This is a genomic window from Stenotrophomonas sp. YJH_SMC_37 (assembly GCF_059370035.1).
Map to the genome: position 1 here is coordinate 93,763 of NZ_JCAFTG010000012.1, position 18,588 is coordinate 112,350.

The 18,588-nt window shown below is 67.5% G+C and carries 13 protein-coding genes; 10 read left to right on the forward strand and 3 right to left on the reverse strand.

Annotation, left to right across the window (positions count from 1 at the left end; all coding sequences use genetic code 11):
• Positions 1-82: 82 nt before the first annotated feature.
• Positions 83-2,833, forward strand: coding sequence for a TonB-dependent receptor (locus AC5P8J_RS16425; protein WP_029550752.1), 2,751 nt, complete (start codon positions 83-85; stop codon positions 2,831-2,833).
• Between the two features lie 138 nt (positions 2,834-2,971).
• Complete coding sequence (locus AC5P8J_RS16430; RefSeq protein WP_227854072.1) at positions 2,972-6,775, forward strand: LamG domain-containing protein; 3,804 nt, start codon at positions 2,972-2,974, stop codon at positions 6,773-6,775.
• A 34-nt stretch (positions 6,776-6,809) separates the two neighbouring features.
• On the opposite strand, the gene AC5P8J_RS16435 is transcribed toward AC5P8J_RS16430, so the two are convergent.
• The 3 genes from AC5P8J_RS16435 to AC5P8J_RS16445 are packed head-to-tail and all read right to left on the reverse strand — an operon-like array spanning position 6,810 to position 10,042.
• On the reverse strand, positions 6,810-7,397 hold the full coding sequence (locus tag AC5P8J_RS16435) for a cysteine dioxygenase family protein (protein ID WP_111099263.1): 588 nt from the start codon (positions 7,395-7,397) through the stop codon (positions 6,810-6,812).
• A gap of 51 nt (positions 7,398-7,448) precedes the next feature.
• On the reverse strand, positions 7,449-9,071 hold the full coding sequence (locus AC5P8J_RS16440) for a carboxylesterase/lipase family protein (RefSeq protein WP_111104104.1): 1,623 nt from the start codon (positions 9,069-9,071) through the stop codon (positions 7,449-7,451).
• On the reverse strand, positions 9,068-10,042 hold the full coding sequence (locus AC5P8J_RS16445) for an alpha/beta hydrolase (RefSeq protein ID WP_021204622.1): 975 nt from the start codon (positions 10,040-10,042) through the stop codon (positions 9,068-9,070). The genes AC5P8J_RS16440 and AC5P8J_RS16445 overlap by 4 nt, the downstream gene beginning before the upstream one ends.
• Before the next feature lie 174 nt (positions 10,043-10,216).
• Here AC5P8J_RS16445 and AC5P8J_RS16450 point away from each other — a divergent pair, with 174 nt between their 5' ends.
• From AC5P8J_RS16450 to kduD, 8 genes are all read left to right on the forward strand, one after another.
• Positions 10,217-11,044 carry a 2-keto-4-pentenoate hydratase gene (locus AC5P8J_RS16450; RefSeq protein WP_019337392.1) on the forward strand — a complete coding sequence of 276 codons (828 nt, stop codon included), beginning with the start codon at positions 10,217-10,219 and terminating at the stop codon, positions 11,042-11,044.
• Between the two features lie 40 nt (positions 11,045-11,084).
• Complete coding sequence (locus tag AC5P8J_RS16455) at positions 11,085-12,086, forward strand: TRAP transporter substrate-binding protein (protein ID WP_021204623.1); 1,002 nt, start codon at positions 11,085-11,087, stop codon at positions 12,084-12,086.
• A 10-nt stretch (positions 12,087-12,096) separates the two neighbouring features.
• Positions 12,097-12,627, forward strand: coding sequence for a TRAP transporter small permease (locus tag AC5P8J_RS16460; RefSeq protein ID WP_031270840.1), 531 nt, complete (start codon positions 12,097-12,099; stop codon positions 12,625-12,627).
• 3 nt (positions 12,628-12,630) lie between these two features.
• On the forward strand, positions 12,631-13,914 hold the full coding sequence (locus tag AC5P8J_RS16465) for a TRAP transporter large permease (protein WP_005421133.1): 1,284 nt from the start codon (positions 12,631-12,633) through the stop codon (positions 13,912-13,914).
• Between the two features lie 17 nt (positions 13,915-13,931).
• On the forward strand, positions 13,932-15,521 hold the full coding sequence (locus tag AC5P8J_RS16470) for a family 43 glycosylhydrolase (RefSeq protein WP_019337389.1): 1,590 nt from the start codon (positions 13,932-13,934) through the stop codon (positions 15,519-15,521).
• A 39-nt stretch (positions 15,522-15,560) separates the two neighbouring features.
• Positions 15,561-16,619 carry a LacI family DNA-binding transcriptional regulator gene (locus AC5P8J_RS16475; protein WP_019337388.1) on the forward strand — a complete coding sequence of 353 codons (1,059 nt, stop codon included), beginning with the start codon at positions 15,561-15,563 and terminating at the stop codon, positions 16,617-16,619.
• A 197-nt stretch (positions 16,620-16,816) separates the two neighbouring features.
• Positions 16,817-17,665 (forward strand): 5-dehydro-4-deoxy-D-glucuronate isomerase, encoded by an 849-nt coding sequence (kduI, locus tag AC5P8J_RS16480; protein ID WP_019337387.1) that lies wholly within the window; start codon positions 16,817-16,819, stop codon positions 17,663-17,665.
• A 71-nt stretch (positions 17,666-17,736) separates the two neighbouring features.
• Positions 17,737-18,492, forward strand: a complete 756-nt coding sequence (gene kduD, locus AC5P8J_RS16485; RefSeq protein ID WP_005421125.1) for a 2-dehydro-3-deoxy-D-gluconate 5-dehydrogenase KduD — start codon at positions 17,737-17,739, stop codon at positions 18,490-18,492.
• The last annotated feature ends 96 nt before the right edge of the window (positions 18,493-18,588 follow it).

The window sequence follows — 18,588 nt, forward strand, 5'->3', positions numbered from 1 at the left end:
GGTGCTGCTAACGTCGGTTTTGACTAGCGGTGTCATTTCGCCGCGCAGCTGCGATACCAGACCTTTGGGAGAGGGGAAAGGCATGCAATCTCGGATCCATGGAAAAAAGACACCGGTTACCTTGCTGGCCCTGGGGGTGGGACTCGCCCTGTCCACCAGCGCGGCCGCCCAGCAGCAGACCGCTACCGACCTGGACACGGTGAACGTCACAGGCTATCGCGCCAGTGTCGAAAAGGCGCTGGACATCAAGCGCGGCGAGGCCGGTGTGGTCGATGCCATCGTCGCCGAAGACATCGGCAAGTTTCCCGACCTCAATCTGGCTGAATCGCTGCAGCGCATTCCGGGCGTGGTGATCACGCGCGAAGCCGGCGAAGGCCGCAACATCTCGGTGCGCGGCCTGGGCCCGGATTTCACCCGCGTGCGCATCAATGGGATGGAAGCGCTGACCACCGTCGGCGCCGGTGACCAGAGCGGTGGTACCAACCGCGGCCGCGGTTTCGACTTCAACGTGTTTGCCTCGGACCTGTTCTCGCAGCTGGTGGTGCGCAAGACCGCCTCGGCCGACGTCGAGGAAGGCTCGCTGGGTGCCACTGTCGACCTGCGCACCGCGCGCCCGTTCGACTACGACGGCTTCACCTTCGCCGCAAGCGGCCAGGCCGGCTACAACCAGATGGCCGAAAAGGCCGACCCGCGGCTGGCCGCGCTGGTCTCCAACACCTTCGCCGATGGTACCTTCGGCGCTCTCCTGTCGGTGGCCTACTCCGAGCGCCAGGCACTGGAGGAAGGCTCCAACACTGGCCGCTGGGCCAACGGCCCGAGCAATGGCAATTTCGCTGCGTCATCGCCGTTCGCCGCCGCACGCGCCGCTGATGTATTCCACCCGCGCTTCCCGCGCTACGTGCAGATGGAACACGAGCAGAAGCGCCTGGGCGTGACCGGCTCGCTGCAGTGGAAGCCCAGCGATGCCAGTGAAGTATCGCTGGACATGCTGTACTCGAAGATCGATGCCACCCGCGACGAGCAGTACATCGAAGCGATTTCCTTCAGCCGTGGCAGCAGCAGCACCCCGCGCCTGGTCGGCAAGCCGAGTACCATCGTCAGGAACGGCGAGATCCGCAACGGCGCGCTGCTGTACGGTGAATTCGACAACGTCGACATCCGTACCGAGAACCGCCACGACGAGTGGAGCACCGAGTTCAAGCAGATCAGCCTGAACGGCCAGCACCGTTTCGGCGACGACTTCACCGTGTCCGGTAAGCTGGGCATCTCGCGCTCCAGGCACGAGAATCCAGTGCAGACCACCGTCATCATGGACAAGTACGACGTCAAGGGCTACAGCTACGACTACCGTGGCAACAGCCGCTTCCCGATCCTAAACTACGGCATCGACCCGACCGACCCCAACGGTTGGGAACTGGCGGAAATCCGCCTGCGCCCGCAGTACGTGGACAACGACTTCGATACCGGCCAGATCGACTTCAACTGGAACATCAGCCCCGGCTTCCGCCTGAAGGGCGGCGTGCTTGCCAAGGACTACACGTTCAAGACCACCGAACTGCGCCGTGCCAGCGAACTGGCCGTGCCGACCTTCGCCAGCGGCAGCAGGATCGTGCCCGTGGACATGATCAACCAGGCCGGCCTGAAGGGCATCAATGGCAATCCATCCAACTGGGTGGTGCCGAACCTGGATGCAATCGCCGACCAGTTCGACATCTACAGCAACAGCGGCATCTATGCCGTCGCGCCGCGCGCCAACAACGTGCGCAGCGTGGAAGAGAAGGACCGTGGTGCCTACCTGATGGGCGAGTTCAGCACCGAAATCGGCTCGCTGCCGCTGTCGGGCAACTTCGGCGTGCGCTACGTGCGCACCAGGCAGACCTCCACCGGGCTGTCGACGCTGGCCAGTGGTACCACCTCCACCACCGCCACCCGCACCTACGATGACACCCTGCCCTCGTTCAACCTGGTGGCCGAGGTCACGCCCGATTTCCTGATCCGCCTGGGTGCGGCCAAGGTCATGACCCGCCCGGGCCTGGGCAGCCTGACGCCAGGTGCAACCGTGGCCGTGGCCGGTGGTGCGCGCACCATCTCCAGCGGCAATCCCAACCTGGACCCGACGCGCGCCACCAATGTCGACCTGGGCTTCGAGTGGTACTTCGCCGAAGGCGCGATGGCGGGCCTGGGCCTGTTCTACAAGGACATCGAGACCTCGGTCCAGACCCTGCGCGAGAACCGCCCGTACACCGACAGCGGCCTGCCTGCCGAACTGCTGACCGGTACCGGCGCCTCGCCCACCGACGACTTCACCTTCACCCGGCCAGTCAATACCCCCGGCGGTGAGCTGTACGGCGCCGAGGCGAACTACACCCAGCCCTTCACTTTCCTGCCGGGCAAGTGGTCGAACCTGGGCGTGCAGCTGAACTACACCTGGGTCGAATCGAAGATCCAGTACATCAACTCGGCTGGCCAGCCGGTGATGAAGAACGATCTGCTGGGCCTGTCCAAATCGTCATGGAACGCAACGCTGTTCTACGAAGGCGAGACCTTCGCTGGCCGCGTCTCCGCCACCAACCGCGATGACTACCTCACCCAGGTGCCCGGTCAGGAAACCGGCTTCAACCTGGACGGCTACCACGGCATGACCGGCACCACGGTCATTGATGCGTCCATCCGCTACAAGATCAGCGACCAGCTGGAACTGAGCCTGGAAGGCATCAACCTGACCAACGAAGCCTCGGATGAATGGGTGTACTCGCCCGCCACCGGCCGCCTGCCACTCCAGTACACCGAAACCGGCCGCCAGTTCCTGCTGGGCGTGCGCTACAAGTTCTGAGCAACGCCGGCGGCGCGTACCGATACGCGCCGCGGTTCGCCATGACCGCTGCTGCGCCGCAAGGTGCCGCTGCGGCGTGGCCTTGCTACGGTCCGGCGGCCCGCCGCCGGCCGTCGCCCGTTGAAAGGAAATGTCTCCATGCCGCACCGCACGACCGTGTCCCGCTGCCTGCTGCTGGCAGTGGCCCTGGCTGCAGGCCCCGCGACGGCCGCCGCCGATGTCCCCACCCTGCTCTTCCATGTGGATGCCAATCACGGCCTGCAGGCCGTGACCGCTCACGGTGAGGCCGTAGCGAACTTTCGCGACAAGGTCGCGGTGGTCGACGACGGCCAGCATGGCAAGGCCATCCAATGGGAAGACGACGGCGTGCTTGCCTGGGACGCGCCGGGCAACATCCTGGCCCAGCGCGGCACGCTGGCCTTCGACTGGCGTTCACGCTACGCGGTGGGTGAAGCGCCGTTCGTGATCTTCCGCGTCGGCTACGCCGACCACAGCAGCTGGGACATGGCCTGGCTGCGCATCGACTGGAACGGGCACGGCTTCGATGCCTTCGTCACCGATGCCAACCTGGCACGCACACGCGTGTCGTTCCGCATGGATGCACTGCCGCGTCCCGACCAGTGGTTGCACCTGGCCTTCGCCTGGGATGAGGACCACGGCGTGCGCCTGTTCATCGATGGCCGCGAAGTGGCGCGCGCGCAGGCCACCGGCAATTACGATGCCGCGCTGGACCAGCTCGGCCTTGCCGGGCGGGTAATGGCACCGTACCAGGTGCAGAGTCGCTACAACTTCCTGCGTGGGAGCGATCTCCAGCACATCCGGGTCTACGACCGCATGCTGGATGCGCCGGCGGTGGCAACGCTGGCGCGCGGCCGCGAGCCAGCCAGCGCCGTGGCGATCGGCGATGGCACGCGCGCCTGGCGCCACCGCTTCGGCTGGGAAGGGGCTGCACCCCCAGCGTTGGCGGCCGGCGGCACCCGCATCCGCAAGATCGAATTCGCCGACACCCGCGACCTGAAGGCGTGGATGTGGAAGGCCACCGATGGCATCGCCGAAACCACCTGGCCGGGCGTGTACAACCGCTCGCGCCTGCCCGGCCGCAATGACTACTTCCAGCTTCCGGACTGGAACACCTATGTGGAAGGCGGCCAGCACCTGGACCTGACCCTGCCGGCCACCGAAACGGTGAACCGGGTGGAGATCCGTGGTGCGGCCTTCGGCACCCTTTCCCACGGGCCCGACGCCGGACATGCCACCGACGTGCTGGTCAGGCGCCCGCGCGGCGTGGTGCGCAGCGTCGACGACATTGCCGCGCAGCGCGGCGGCGTGCTGCGTTTCAGCAACGTCGAGCAGGAAACACCGATCCAGGAAATCTGGGCCTACCACGTGAGCAAGGGCACCGAGCCGGAAGGCACGGTGAAGCAGACCTACATCATCGACAGCCGGGCGCTGCCCGACTACACCAACCTGGACGCATTGCGCCGCTACATCGACGGACGTTTCCCGGCCGCCGAACGCAGCACGGTGATGGCGCTGCCGAAGGGCGCTGGTTCCCGCCGCCGGGATGCCGGCACCCTGCCCGCACATCCGCAGCCGATCGTGCACGTGCTGATTCCTTCCGGGGTGGGTGACGCGCCGGCCAACCAGCCGCTGATCCGCAGCTGGGCCTACAGCTGGGAGAACATGCACGACGGCCTGGACGGCGTGGCCATCGACCTTCCCGCGCTGGACCTGCCGCCCACCCACGATGGACTGATCCCGCTGAACATCCGCATCAAGGATCCGATCTGGCCGGCGCGCGACATGATCGATGTATCGGTGTCGGTGCCGCCACGGCAGGCGCGCACGCTGTGGCTGGACCTGCGCGATCGCATCCTCACCCCGGACAGCCTGTGGCTGAGCATCGCCTCGGCCGCACCAGGCTTCGATGCCGATGCCCTCGACGGTGCGCAGGTCCGGCTGGTGTTCAAGCCGCGTGCCGACGCGCTGAAGGAGCACGTGGCCGACCGCTTCAACCAGGTCCGCGACAACTGGGGCTTCCTGGTGGAAGAGCACACCACGTCCAAGCGCCAGCGCCTGTACGCGCGCGTGTACGCGGACCTGAGCGACCTGCTGCGGGTGGATCCGGACCATGAACTCGGCCGCCTGTACTGGAACTACATCAGCTACAACAGCCAGGGCCGCCCGCCCTACACGGCGCCTGCCGTGCCCAGGGGCGTGCCGGCGTGGGCATTCAACCAGGTGCAGGACCTGGCGCAGGTGCGGCAGTTCGTCGACTGGTGGATCGACGAACGGCAGGTGGCCTACGGTGACTTCGGTGGTGGCATTTCGGACGATTCCGACCTGACCCAGCAGTGGCCGGGGCTGGCCCTGATGGGCGTGCAGCCGGATCGATTGAACGCCTCGCTGACCGCGCTGTCCGACGCGGTGTACCGCAACGGCATGTTCAGCAACGGCTTGAGTACCATCGAGACCGACGAGCTGCATTCCTATGAGGAAGGCATCAACACCAACAGCGCCATGCTCTACCTCAACTGGGGCGATCCGCTGACGCTGGAACGCCTGATGGAAACGGTGAAGGCCTTCGACGAGCGCATCATCCTGCGCAACCCGCAGGGCCACCTGCTGTTCTCCAGCAACTGGTTCGGTGGCAACAAGGTCTACCGCGAACCGAACTGGCAGTGGCAGAAGCCGTATTCTTTCCCGGTGCTGCACCCGGCGTTCCTGCTGGGCCAGTACAACGCCGATCCCACCGGCCGCGGGCTGGTGATCGGCCTGGCCGATGGCTATCTGGCCCACGCAGGCAAGGACGACAAGGGACGCTTCACCCTGCCCAACGAGATCAACTGGGCCAGCGGTGCCACCCGCGGCGGCGAGTTGAACAACGGCTCCGGCAGTGGCGACACGATGCACACCTTCTGGGCGGCGTGGCGCTGGAGCGGCGATGCGAAGTACCTGCAGGCACTGGACTACCGCGTGGCCCGTGGCGGTCCGGGCGCACTGGCCAACCTGGGCGAGAACGTCGTGGACGTACTGGGCCGGCAACAGGACTGGTATCCGCTGCTGCGCGCCGAGGCCGACGCGGGAAAAACCGGCTTCGCCAGCCTGATGGCCTGGCAGGCCAGCGGCGACAGGTCATACATCGCCGCCCTGCATGCCGACGGCCTGCAGGCGAAAGTGCAGCGCGCGTACATGAACACCGAGGGCCACTGGTGGTCCGACCGCGTGGAAGCGCCCAGTGAATTCCTCCAGCGCGCACGCCTGGGTGGGATCGCGCTGAAGCGCAACCAGAGTTGGCCCGGCCACACCGTCAGCTGGCGCTTCGACCGCGATGGAGCGGCCGAACAGGTCGCCCTGCTGGTGCATGCGCCGTCGCGTGAACGTTTCACCGTTACCAGCTACAACCTGGGCACGCGCACCATCGGCGCCGACATGACCGGCTGGAACGTGGCCAGCGGGACCTGGCGGATACGCAGCGGCGTGGATGCCGATGGCGATGGCCACATCGACGGCACGCCCGCCGAACGCCGCGTACAGCTGGAAACCAGCGCTTCGGTGGCGCTGCAGTTCCGTCCCGGGCGTACCGAGGTGTTCGAGTTCGAACGCGTGTCCGAGGGAACACCGGTGGAAACACGGCCGGACCTGGGCGTGGGTCGCGGCGACGTACGCATCGACGGCAGCCAGCTGCAGGTGACCGTGCACAGCCTGGGCCATGTCGGCACCGGCGTGGCCGTAGCAATGCTGGAAGACGCGCGCGGTCGCGAGATCGCCCGCACGGACGTGCCGGCACTGGGGGCACCCAGTGACCTGCAGCCGAAGACCGTGCAGGTCTGGCTGCCGTTGCCGGCCGGTGACCGCAGCGGCCTGCGCGTGCGCGTGGCGCTGGCCGACGGTGGCGAGGAAGTGACCCGGCTCAACAACGTGGTCGGCGTGCCGCGATGATGCCTGCATTACGCCGGGCGTGATCCGGCGTGGGTCAGGACGCCTCGGTCTCCAGCCGTTTCATCCGGCGCTGGTACCAGCCATCATCCAATGGCTCGAACACCGCGCTGCGTTCCATCACGCCCTCGTAGACATGCAGCGACACGGCCACGTCCGCGTCGCTGGCGTTGCACAGCGTGTGGTACTCGTGCGGCGGAATCAGGCTGCCGGCACTACCGCAGTGGCCGTACAGCGTGGGCTGGGCGGCAAAGCGATGACGTTCGCCATCCTGTTCAATCAGCGCATAGGGAGTGACGATCAGTTCGCCCTGCCAGACGCCTTCCACGCACCACATCGCATCGTGGTCGTGCAGCGGCGTGCCCTGGCCTGGGCCCCAGCACATGGCGATGACGCTGTAGCCCAGGGTCGGGCTGCGGTGCAGTTCACGGCGTGCGTAATGCCCTTCGACCGGGCGCCGCACGCAGGGGGGCAGCTGGATGGACGGATCGACGATGGCCTCGCGCAGCACCTGCTGCAGCGCACCGGTGATGGCCTCCGGCGTGCCCAGCATCACCGCGGCATCGATCGCAGCGAACAGCCGCTCCCGGCCGGTGAATGACGGTGGCAAGGACATCGTTCCCATGCCCCGACTCTAGCCGAGAGGGGTTAACAGAATGTTTGCACCGCGGTGTCATCACTGCGTGCCGCGCTGCACGAACGGTACTTTTGCATACAGCGCACGTTCGCCGGCACGAGGATCGTCCACCACGCTGCTCTGGCGATCAAACAGCATGGTCTGCCGCCGGGGCAGCGCGTAGGGGGGCCATTGCGGCATTCCGCGATGATTGGGGTCGCCGTTGCGCGCGAAGGCGATCAGTGCGTCGCTCATTGTCGCCGCCAGCGTATGCGCGTCCGCGCCGCCACCGGTGCGTGCGCCGGGCAGGCCGGCGTTGTCGAACACCAGCGGGATGTCCAGCGTGTGGAAGGCGCGCAGCCGGCCTTGCTCCACCGGTGAGCCCCAGTCCAGCTGGTAGGCCCAGGTGGGCGCGGCCCCGCTGGGCTGGCGCGCACGCGCTTCCAGCTCCTCCACTGCGCCGCGCCAGGAACGTCCTGCGGTAGTGGCCGCGAAGAACACCTCCGAAGGCGTGTAATGCGGGTACAGGCGCCGGTACTCGGCGATCACCGTCTGCGGCAGCAGATCCACGAACTGCTGGCGTTGCAGCTGTGCCGGCAGCGTCTCCCAGGTCAAGGTGAAGTTGGCCGGATCGTTGCCGAGGAAGGCACGGGTCTCGTCGCGCGTATTGCCGATGACCATCGGAATGCTGGCCGACTGCCGCGGCGCCTGCGGCCAGAACGGATGCACCGGAAGGGAGACTTCGTCCAGTACCGGCCCGAAGTACAGCGACGTGCTTTCCACCCGCGATGGATCGCGGGCACGGGTGGCTGCAAGCAGATCCGTGGCCGGGAGCCGCAGCAGGGCAGACAGGTCCTTTGCACCCACTGCCTCCATTGCGATGGCAGCGCGCTGCGCGGCGGCACGCGGGCCGGCCGCGGTGACCTGCTGCCCGCTCATCGTCCACGCGCGCTGGAACAGGCCGCGTGCCGCCGGCATCGCCATCAGCGTGGCGATCTTGGCGCCGCCCCCGGACTGGCCGAACACGGTGATGTTTCCAGCGTCACCGCCGAAGATCGCCGCGTGCTCGCGCACCCACTGCAGCGCCTGCACCAGGTCGAGCTGGCCGACATTCCCCGACGCGGCGTAGCGTGCGTCGCCAAGTGCGCCCAGGTACAGGTAACCGAAGGTGTTCAGCCGATGATTGAGGGTCACCACCACCACATCGCCGCGGCGGCACAGCGCACTGCCGTCGTACAGCGGATCGCTGCCGGAGCCGTTGTTGAACCCACCCCCGTGTATGTAGACCAGCACCGGGCGGCGACCGCCATCCCCCAGTGCGGGGGTCCAGACGTTGAGGAACAGGCAGTCTTCGCTGCCGGGGCCTTCCGCGCCGCCCTGCGGTGCGGCCGCGCCATAGTCCAGTGCATCGGCGATCCCGTTCCATGCCGCTTCCCGGCGTGGTGGCTGGAAGCGATGGGTGCCGGTATCGGCGCCGTAGCGCACGCCGCGGAATACCAGCACGCCTTGTTCATGCTGGCCGCGCAGGCGCCCCCCGCGCACGCGGACGATCGGCAGGCGTTCGTCGCGTGCAGCGGGCATCGCCGCTGCCGGCAGTGCCACCAGCGTGGCCGTGGCCAGCGCCCAGCGCGCGCTGTCGCGCAGGAAACGGCGGCGCTGCAGATCGTCGGGTGCTCCCGTCATCGGCTGCGCTCCGCATCCTTTCCTGCTGTCAGCCATGCCTGCGCCAGCGCTGGCCACTGCGCCAAGGTGGAGCCGGGCTGCAGGCGCATGCCGAAGCCGTGGCCACCATGGGCGAACACATGCAGTTCGTGCTCGACGCCCGCCCTGGCCAGCGCCTGCGCCATCACCTCGCTGTTGTGCACGCTGACCACGCGATCGTCGTTGGCATGGATCAGCATCGTCGGCGGCATGTCCGCACGCACGTGCTCCTGCACCGAGTACTGCGTCGCCAATGCGGGGTCAGGGCGCTCGCCCAGCAATCGCCCGCGCGAACCACTGTGCGCATGCGCGCCCATGTCGATGACCGGGTAGACCAGCACCGCCCGTGCCGGGCGCGCGCTCAGCTGATCGATCGCATCGCGTGCGGGATAGACCGGCGCATCGAAGCCGGTGGCCAGCCGCGCAGCCACGTGGCCGCCGGCGGAAAAGCCCATGACCGCCACATTGTCCGCCTCCAGGCCGCGGCGCGCGGCCTGGTCGCGCACGACCCGCAGCGCACGCTGGGCATCGGCCAGCGCCGCCTGGCGGTCCCTGCCCGGCTGCGGCAGGCGGTAGCGAAGCACGAACAGGGTGAAGCCTGCCCGCTGCACCCAGTCCGGCACCAGCGCGCTGCCCTCCTTGTCGATTACCACCCGCTGGTAGCCGCCGCCCGGAATGACCAGCACCGCCTGCCCGTTCGGACGTGGCGGCGCGTGCACGATCATGTATGGCGCATCGATCCCGTCCACGAACCGGTCCGGATGGGCCGGATCGGCGCTGCGCTCAACCACCCGCGCCTTCCGTGCCGGAGCGCTCTGGCCAGGTACCTGGCCGTCCGGCCACAGCGGCAGGCGTTCGCCCGCCACCTCCCCGGCAAGCCGCTGGCCGTCGCGCAGCGGGACGTCGCTGGCACGTGCCGGGGCAAGCGTCAACAGAACGCACAGGAACAGCACAAGAGGGGGCAGACGCATGGCGGACCGGGCTCCAGCGAAGGGTGGGCAGCGTGCCGCAGGCGCCCCGGAAGCGGGTGTGATGCGCTGCGGCTTGCGTGATGACACCGGTTTACCATATACACCTCCTGCAGACGCTGTCGATGGGCAGTGCAACAACGCAGAGGGAGACCGTTCTTGAGCAACGAACACGGCACACAGGGGCAGAGGCCGGCGCCGGACGGTGCAGCCGCCATCGCCCGCGCCTTCACCGATGCACGCCGCGCAGGCAAGGCCCTGCCCGCGTTCCCCGGAGAGATCCCCGTCGATCTGGTGGCTGCCTACCACGTGCAGGACCAGGCCATTGGCCTGTGGAGCGATACGGTGGTCGGCTGGAAGGTGGGTTACATCGCTGCCGAGCGCCGCGACGGCTCCGGCGATGAGCGCCTGCTGGGGCCGATCTTCAAACGTCAGCTCTGGAATGATACCGGTGGAACAACCGACATCCCGGTCTTCGTCGGGGGCTTCGGCGCAGTCGAAGCAGAGTACGTGCTGGAGCTGTTGGAGGACGCGCCGGCCGGACAGCTGGACTGGTCCCCGGAACAGGCCGAAGCGCTGCCTGCGCGCCTCTATATCGGCGTGGAAGTGGCCAGCAGCCCGCTGGCCACCATCAACGAACTTGGTCCGCGCGTGGTGGTGTCCGACTTTGGCAACAACAACGGCCTGGTGCTGGGCCCGGAGATCGTCGACTGGACCGCACGCGACGAAAACTCGCTGCGTGCCGAGACACTGATCGAAGGTGAGGTGGTCGGCACCGGTGGCGCCACCCGCCTGCCCGGTGGCCTGCGCGCGGCCTATGCCTTTGCGCTGTCCCGTTCGGCCCTGCGTGGCCGGCCGCTGCGCAAGGGCGACCTGATCGCCACCGGCAATGCCACCGGCATCCACGATATCGAGGCAGGACAAACGGCGCTGGTGCGCTTTGCCGGCTTCGGTGACATTGCCTGCCGGGCCGTGCCCGCGGGATGACCGCGGGGCTGCCCTGGTGAACACGCGCGGGAGGGCGCAGATGATCACACGACGTAACTTCCTGGCCGGTGGCGCTGCTGCCCTGGCCACCCCGATGCTCGCCGCCTGTGGCCGCGGGCCGGGCGGCGATATGGCCGGTGGCGCGCTGTTGACCGCCACCGACGTGCATGTGGCCGACTACCCTACCGTCACCGCGGTGAAGTGGATCGGCGAAACGCTGCAGCGCGAAACCAACGGTCGCCTGCGCCTGCGCCAGTACCACTCCGGCCAGCTGGGCCGCGAATCCGAGGCGATCGACATGGCGCGCTTCGGTGCCATCGATATCACCCGCGTGTATGCCGGTGCGCTGAACAATGCCTTTCCGCTGACCCAGGCGCTGTGCCTGCCCTACGTGTTCACGTCGGTGGCGCACCAGCGTGCCGCGCTGGATGACGGCGTGGCCGAAGCCGTGCTGCGCGGCTTCCAGGGCCGCGGCCTGGTCGGCCTGGCGATCTACGATTCCGGTGCACGCTGCTTCTACAACACCAAGCACCCCATCGTTTCGCCCAAGGACCTGCACGGCCTGAAGCTGCGCGTCGCCTCATCGGACATCTTCATCCAGCTGATGCGCCTGCTCGGCGCCAATCCGACGCCGATGTCGCTGGGCGACACGTTCTCCGGGATGGAAACCCACATGATCGACGGCGCCGAGAACAACATGCGCAGCTTCCATTCCAGCCGCCACTTCGAAGCGGCGCACTACTGGTCGCAGAGCGACCATTCGTACGCGCCGGATGTGTTGCTGATGTCGCGCGCCAGTTTCGAACGCCTGTCGCCTGACGACCGCCAGCTGCTGCTGCAGACCGCGCGCGCGTCGGTGAAGGTGATGCGCGAGCAGTGGGATGCGTCGGAGGACGCCGCACGCCGCGCCGTCCTGGCCTATGGGGTGAAAGCCAACGAGGTGGACATGCCCGCCTTCCGCACCGCCGCCCAGCCGCTGCTGCAGCAGTACCTGCAGCAGCCGGAGATTGCCGCGCTGGTCGACCGCATCCGCGCCGCCTGAGGACACTGCCATGATCGAGACGACGACGCCCGCCACCGGGCCTGGCCAGCGCCTGCTGGACCGCATCGCCGACATCGCCATCTACGGCGCCGTTGCTGCCCTGCTGGGGCTGGTGGTGGTGCAGGGCTGGCAGGTGTTCGCGCGCTACGTGATCAACGATTCGCCCAGCTGGACCGAGCCGGTCACGCTGCTGCTGCTGGCCACGGCGATGAGCCTGGGCGCCGCCTGCGGTGTGCACACCAACCGCCACTTCGGCTTCTTCCTGCTGCATGCCTGCCTGGGCCCCGGCCTGCGCCGTGCGGTGGACGTGCTGGTGCAGCTGGTGGTGGCGGTGCTGGGAGGCTTCATCGCCTTCTGGTCGGGTGATCTGCTGCTCGACGGCCTGGACATCAAGACCGCCGGCGCCGATCTGCCGCAGAGCATCAACTACCTGCCACTGGCGGTGGGCGGCGGGCTGATGCTGCTGTTCGCGCTGAACCGTGCGTGGAACGCGCTGCAGGCCCGCGCCACCGGCGCCGAAGACGCTGAAGGAGATCGTTGATCCATGGGTATCACCATCCTGTTCTCCGTGTTTGCCGTGCTGCTGCTGCTCGGCGTGCCGGTGGCCTACGCGCTGGCCGCTGCCGCGCTGGCCACCCTGCTCTACCTGGATATCCCCAGCATCGTGCTGGTGCAGCAGATCTCGGCCGGTACCGGCTCGGCCTCGCTGATCGCCATTCCGTTGTTCATCTTCGCGGGCGAGATCATGATGCGCGGCGGCATCTCCGAGCGCCTGATCGCCCTGGCCTCGTCGCTGGTGGGGCGCTTGCGCGGTGGCCTCGGCCAGGTCTCGATCCTGTCCTCGCTGTTCTTCGGCGGCGTGTCCGGCTCGGCCATCGCCGACGTTTCGGCGGTCGGCGGCACGATGATCCCGCAGATGGTCAAGCGCGGCTACGACCGCGATTTCGCCGTCAACGTCAGCATCACCGCCGCGCTGGTGGCGCTGCTGGTGCCTCCGTCGCACAACCTGATCCTGTTCTCCGCTGCCGCCGGCGGGGGCCTGTCCATCGCCGACCTGTTCGCCGCCGGCATTGTCCCTGCGCTGCTGATGACGCTGGCGCTGATGGTCACCGGCTATGCGGTCGCACGTCGCCGCGGCTATGGCGTGGAGGTCTTTCCCGGCTGGCGTGCCGTGGCCCTGCGCATCGTCTCCGCCCTGCCCGGCCTGGGCCTGGTCGCGCTGATCTTCATCGGTATCCGTGCCGGCATCTTCACCGCAGTGGAAAGCGCAGCCATCGCCGTGGTCTACGCCTTGCTGGTGACCACCGTGCTGTACCGGCAACTGCGCTGGCGCGAGTTCTTCGACACCGTCATCCACGCTGCGCGCAGCACGGGCGTGATCCTGTTCGTGATCGCCACCGCTGCCGTGTTTGGCTGGCTGCTGGCCTACCTGCAGGTGCCCGCAGCCGCCGTCGAGTTCCTGCAGTCGTTCGCGCACAGCCAGTTCATGGTGCTGCTGATGATCGTGGTGATGCTGCTGCTGCTGGGCACCTTCATGGACCTGGCGCCGATGATCCTGATCTGCACGCCGATCTTCCTGCCGGTGGCGCGCGCCTACGGCATCGATCCGATCCACTTCGGCCTGGTGCTGGTGCTCACCGGTGGCCTGGGTCTGGTCACGCCCCCGGTGGGCTCGGTGCTGTTCATCGGCACGGCCATCGGCAAGATCAGCGTGGGCCAGAGCATGCGCACGATCTGGCCGTTCTGGTTCGCCGCGCTCGCCGTGCTGCTGGTCGTGGCCTTCTTCCCCTCACTGTCGTTGTGGCTGCCCGCCGCGCTGCGCGGCTGAGCCACGAGGAGACTGCCATGCGTGCACTGTGTATCGCCGCCACCATCACTCTGCTTGTGCTGTTGCTGCCGGCACGGCCTGCACCCGCGGCGGAGCCCGCGCGCGCGCCGGCGCAGTGGGCGCGGGGGCTGGAACACCAGCGCCAGGCGGACCGGGGCGATGGCACGTTCCTCAATCCGGTGCTGGCCGGTGACCATCCGGATCCCTCGGTGCTCAAGGACGGGGACGATTACTACCTCACGCTGTCGTCGTTCGACGCCTACCCCGGCCTCCCGATCTGGCACTCGCGCGACCTGGTGAACTGGCAGCCGCTGGGACATGCGGTCACTCGCAACGTGGGGGCGATCTGGGCGCCGGACATCGTCAAGCATCGGGGGCGCTACTTCATCTACTTCCCGGCCCGCACCGGCGAGCGCCGCAGCAACTTCGTGGTCTGGGCCGATGACATCAAGGGCCCGTGGAGCGCGCCGATCGACATCGGCCTGGGTGGCTACATCGATCCCGGCCATGCAGTGGGTGAAGACGGCAAGCGCTACCTGTTCCTCAGTGGCGGTGATTACGTGCAGCTGGCCGACGACGGGTTGAGCGTGGTCGGCACGCCGAAACACGTCTATGACGGCTGGCGCTACCCGCAGGACTGGGACGTTGAGGCCTACGCGCAGGAAGGCCCGAAGATCCACGTCCGCGACGGCTGGTACTACATGACCACGGCAGTGGGCGGCACCGCCGGTCCGCCGACCGGGCACATGGTGATCACCGCGCGCTCGCGTTCGATCCACGGACCATGGGAGAACGCGCCCAACAACCCGATTACGCGCACGCAGTCGGCGGCCGAGCCCTGGTGGTCACGCGGCCACGCGACGGTGATCGAAGGGACCGATGGACGCTGGTGGATGATGTACCACGGGTACGAGAACGGCTTCTGGACGCTGGGTCGGCAGGCCCTGCTCGAACCGATCGAATGGACCGCTGACGGCTGGTTCCGGGCCACGGGCGGAGACCTTGGTCAGCCACTGCGCAAGCCGGCCGGACAGGCGCTGTCGCCGCATGGCATGGCGCTGTCGGATGATTTCCGCGGCAGCACGCTTGGCCCGCAGTGGGCGTTCTTCAACCCGGCGCAGGATGAGTACCGCCGGCTGGGTTTCAGTGGCAACGGCCTTGTCCTGCAGGGCAAGGGCAGCACGCCGCGCGACGCCTCGCCGCTGACCACCATCGCCGGCGACCGGGCCTATCAGTTCGAGGTGGAGATGGAGATCGCCCCCGGTGCCGTGGGCGGCGCGCTGCTGTTCTACAGCGACCGGCTGTACGCGGGCGTGGGCAGCAACGGCGAGTCGTTCATCATGCATCGCTACGGCGAGGAGCGCCCTGCCCGACCGGCCCCGGGCCGCGGCGGCCGGCTGTGGTTGCGGGTGACCAACAACCGCCACATCGTCACCTTCCACTCCAGCACCGACGGGCACACTTGGCAGAAGTATCCGGTTCAGATGGAAGTGTCCGGTTACCATCACAATGTCGCGGGCAGGTTCCTGGCGTTGAAGCCGGCGCTGTATGCGGCCGGCGACGGTGCGGTAACCTTCCGCAACTTCCGCTACCGCGCGCTGGACTGAGCGCGGAGCCGGAATCCCCAGACTTACCGGGTTCAAAACATGTCAGTGCGCAACAAGAACGATGCCGCTACGCCGGCATTGGCGAAGGGCAAGGCAGCCACCATCAACGACATCGCGCGACTGTCGGGTGTATCCAAGAAAACGGTTTCAAGAATCATCAACAACTCGCCACTGGTGCGCAAGGACACGCGCGACAAGGTGGAAGCGTTGATGCGTGAAGTGGGCTATACGCCCGATCCACTGGCCCGCGGGCTGGCGTTCCGCCGCTCCTTCCTGATCGGCATGGTCTACGACAACCCCACCGCGCAGTACATCGTGGACATGCAGTACGGCGCGCTGGATGCATTGCGTGGATCCAGTTTCGAGCTGGTGGTGCATCCCTGTGACAGCCGCAGCCCCGGCTACATCGAAGGCGTGCGTCGCTTCGTGCAGCAGCAGAAGCTGCACGGCGTGATCCTGGTGCCGCGTGCCTCGGAAGACCAGGCGCTGGCGGACATGCTCGATGAGATCGGCTGCCGGTTTACCCGCGTGGCAGCGCTGCCGCTGGACGAAAGCTCGCAGATGGTGGTCACCCATGACCGCGATGGTGCGGCCGAAGCCGCCGACTACCTGCTCTCGCTCGGCCACCGTGACATTGCCCTGGTGACCGGTCCCAGCGCCTACCGTTCGGCCCATGAACGTACCGCCGGCTTCATCGACGCACTGTCGCAACGCGGTATCGAGCTGCCGAAGGACCGCATCATCGAGGCCGGCTACACCTTCGAATCCGGTGTCGCCGCTGCCGAGAAACTGCTGCTGGGCAAGCGCCGCCCGACCGCCATCTTCACCGGCAACGATGAAATGGCCGCCGGTATCTACAAGGTGGCGCTGCGCGCGGGCATCAACATTCCGCGCCAGCTGTCCATTGTCGGCTATGACGACAGCCCGCTTGCCTCGCGCCTGTGGCCCTCGCTGACCTCGGTGCGCCGGCACACGCGCGATACCGGACGCACCGCCGCGGCGATGCTGATCCAGCCCGAAGGCCAGGCCGCGCTGCCCATTGCCAGCGTGCGGCCGCACCTGATCGTCCGCGATTCCTGCCAGCCGCCGGAGGATTGATCCCCAAGGATCAATCCTGCAGGTCACGACCTCTGGTCGTGACACGCCCCTGCCCCATCCACCCGATCCACCCCGCCATGCCCGGGCCATCCCGGCATCGTGCGACGCAAAATGACACCGGTTTCCTGTCTGGCTAGAATCGACCGTGAACCGCGCCGGGGCCGACCCGTCGGCCCGCCCCCCGCTCTGGAGACGCCATGTACAGCAAGACCCATTACGCCACCCATCCCGATGCCATCCACGGTGCCAGCAACGACCAGCTGCGTGACCTGTACCTGCTCGATGGCCTGTTCAACGCCGGTGCCGTGACCCTCAAGTACACCCACTACGAGCGCTTCGTGATTGGTGGCGCCGCCCCGGTGGACGCACCGCTTGCGCTGCCCACCCAGACCGAACCCGCTTCGGCCGCAGGCCACCCGTTCCTGGAGCGCCGGGAACTGGGCGTGATCAACGTCGGCAGCGGCACCGGTACGGTCACCGTGGATGGCACCGGCTACACGCTGGGTCCGAAGGACGGTCTGTACGTGGCCATGGGCAGCAAGGAGGTCGTGTTCGCCTCGCAGGACGCCGCCAACCCCGCCCAGTTCTATCTGGCCTCGACCCCGGCCCATGCCCGCTTCGAAACCAGGCAGCTGTCCATCAAGGACGCCGTTGCACTGGACCGCGGCGCGCTGGAAACCAGCAACGAGCGCACCATCTACCAGTACATCGTGCCGGCCACCTGCCAGTCCTCGCAGCTGCTGCTGGGCCTGACCGTGCTCAAGCCGGGCAGCGTGTGGAACACCATGCCGCCGCACCTGCACGACCGTCGCAGCGAGGTCTACTTCTACTTCGACCTGGGTGACAGCGACCGCGTCTACCACTTCATGGGCGAGCCGGCCGCGCAGCGTCACATCGTGATCCAGAACAACGAAGCGGTCGTGTCGCCGCCGTGGTCGATCCACATGGGCGCCGGCACCAGCAACTACGCCTTCATCTGGGCGATGGGTGGCGAGAACCTGGACTACACCGACATGCACGTGCTGGACATCTGCCAGCTCAAGTAAGCCCGCCTGGCCGCCGCGCACCGTGTGCCGGCCGTCGACACCGCTCGTCTCTATCAAGGAACGCATACGCAATGGCTAATCCCTTCAGCCTGGAAGGCAAGGTCGCTCTGGTAACCGGTGGCAATACCGGTCTGGGCCAGGGCATCGCCGTGGCACTGGCCGCCGCTGGTGCCGACGTCGCCGTGGCCGGCATCGCCCCGCCCACCGATACCATCGAAAAGATCACCGCGCTGGGCCGCCGCTGCCTGGCCATCGAAGCCAACCTGATCAGCATCGAGCCGGTGGCGCGCGTGGTCCGCGAGACCATCGAAGGCCTGGGCGGGTTGGACATCCTGGTCAACAACGCCGGCCTGATCCGCCGCGCCGATGCGGTGGACTTCAGCGAGCAGGACTGGGACGACGTGATGAACGTCAATCTCAAGTCCGCGTTCTTCATTTCGCAGGCCGCCGGCCGCCACTTCATCGAACAGGGCCACGGCAAGATCATCAACATCGCTTCGATGCTGTCCTTCCAGGGCGGTATCCGCGTGCCGTCGTACACCGCCAGCAAGAGCGGCATCGCCGGCATCACCCGGCTGCTGGCCAACGAGTGGGCGGGCAAGGGCATCAACATCAATGCCATCGCCCCGGGCTACATGGCCACCGACAACACCGCCCAGCTGCGCGCCGACGAAGCGCGCAACAAGGCGATCCTGGAGCGCATCCCGGCCGGTCGCTGGGGCACGCCGGATGACCTGGCCGGTGCGGCGGTGTTCCTGGCCTCGTCGGCGTCGGATTACATCAACGGCGCCGTGCTGCCGGTCGATGGTGGCTGGCTGGCGCGCTGACGCGTGATCCGCGGTAGTGCCGGCCGCTGGCCGGCGTCCTGGCAATGCTTCCGCCGTTCATGAGGTTGCCGGGCAGCGGCCGGCACTACCGGAGAC

Coding starts and splice junctions, on each gene's coding strand:
- AC5P8J_RS16425 (WP_029550752.1), top strand. CDS start 83: ATGCAATCTCGGATCCATGGAAAAAAGACACCGGTTACCTTGCTGGCC.
- AC5P8J_RS16430 (WP_227854072.1), top strand. CDS start 2,972: ATGCCGCACCGCACGACCGTGTCCCGCTGCCTGCTGCTGGCAGTGGCC.
- AC5P8J_RS16435 (WP_111099263.1), bottom strand. CDS start 7,397: ATGGGAACGATGTCCTTGCCACCGTCATTCACCGGCCGGGAGCGGCTG.
- AC5P8J_RS16440 (WP_111104104.1), bottom strand. CDS start 9,071: ATGACGGGAGCACCCGACGATCTGCAGCGCCGCCGTTTCCTGCGCGAC.
- AC5P8J_RS16455 (WP_021204623.1), top strand. CDS start 11,085: ATGATCACACGACGTAACTTCCTGGCCGGTGGCGCTGCTGCCCTGGCC.
- AC5P8J_RS16460 (WP_031270840.1), top strand. CDS start 12,097: ATGATCGAGACGACGACGCCCGCCACCGGGCCTGGCCAGCGCCTGCTG.
- AC5P8J_RS16465 (WP_005421133.1), top strand. CDS start 12,631: ATGGGTATCACCATCCTGTTCTCCGTGTTTGCCGTGCTGCTGCTGCTC.
- AC5P8J_RS16470 (WP_019337389.1), top strand. CDS start 13,932: ATGCGTGCACTGTGTATCGCCGCCACCATCACTCTGCTTGTGCTGTTG.
- AC5P8J_RS16475 (WP_019337388.1), top strand. CDS start 15,561: ATGTCAGTGCGCAACAAGAACGATGCCGCTACGCCGGCATTGGCGAAG.
- kduI (WP_019337387.1), top strand. CDS start 16,817: ATGTACAGCAAGACCCATTACGCCACCCATCCCGATGCCATCCACGGT.
- kduD (WP_005421125.1), top strand. CDS start 17,737: ATGGCTAATCCCTTCAGCCTGGAAGGCAAGGTCGCTCTGGTAACCGGT.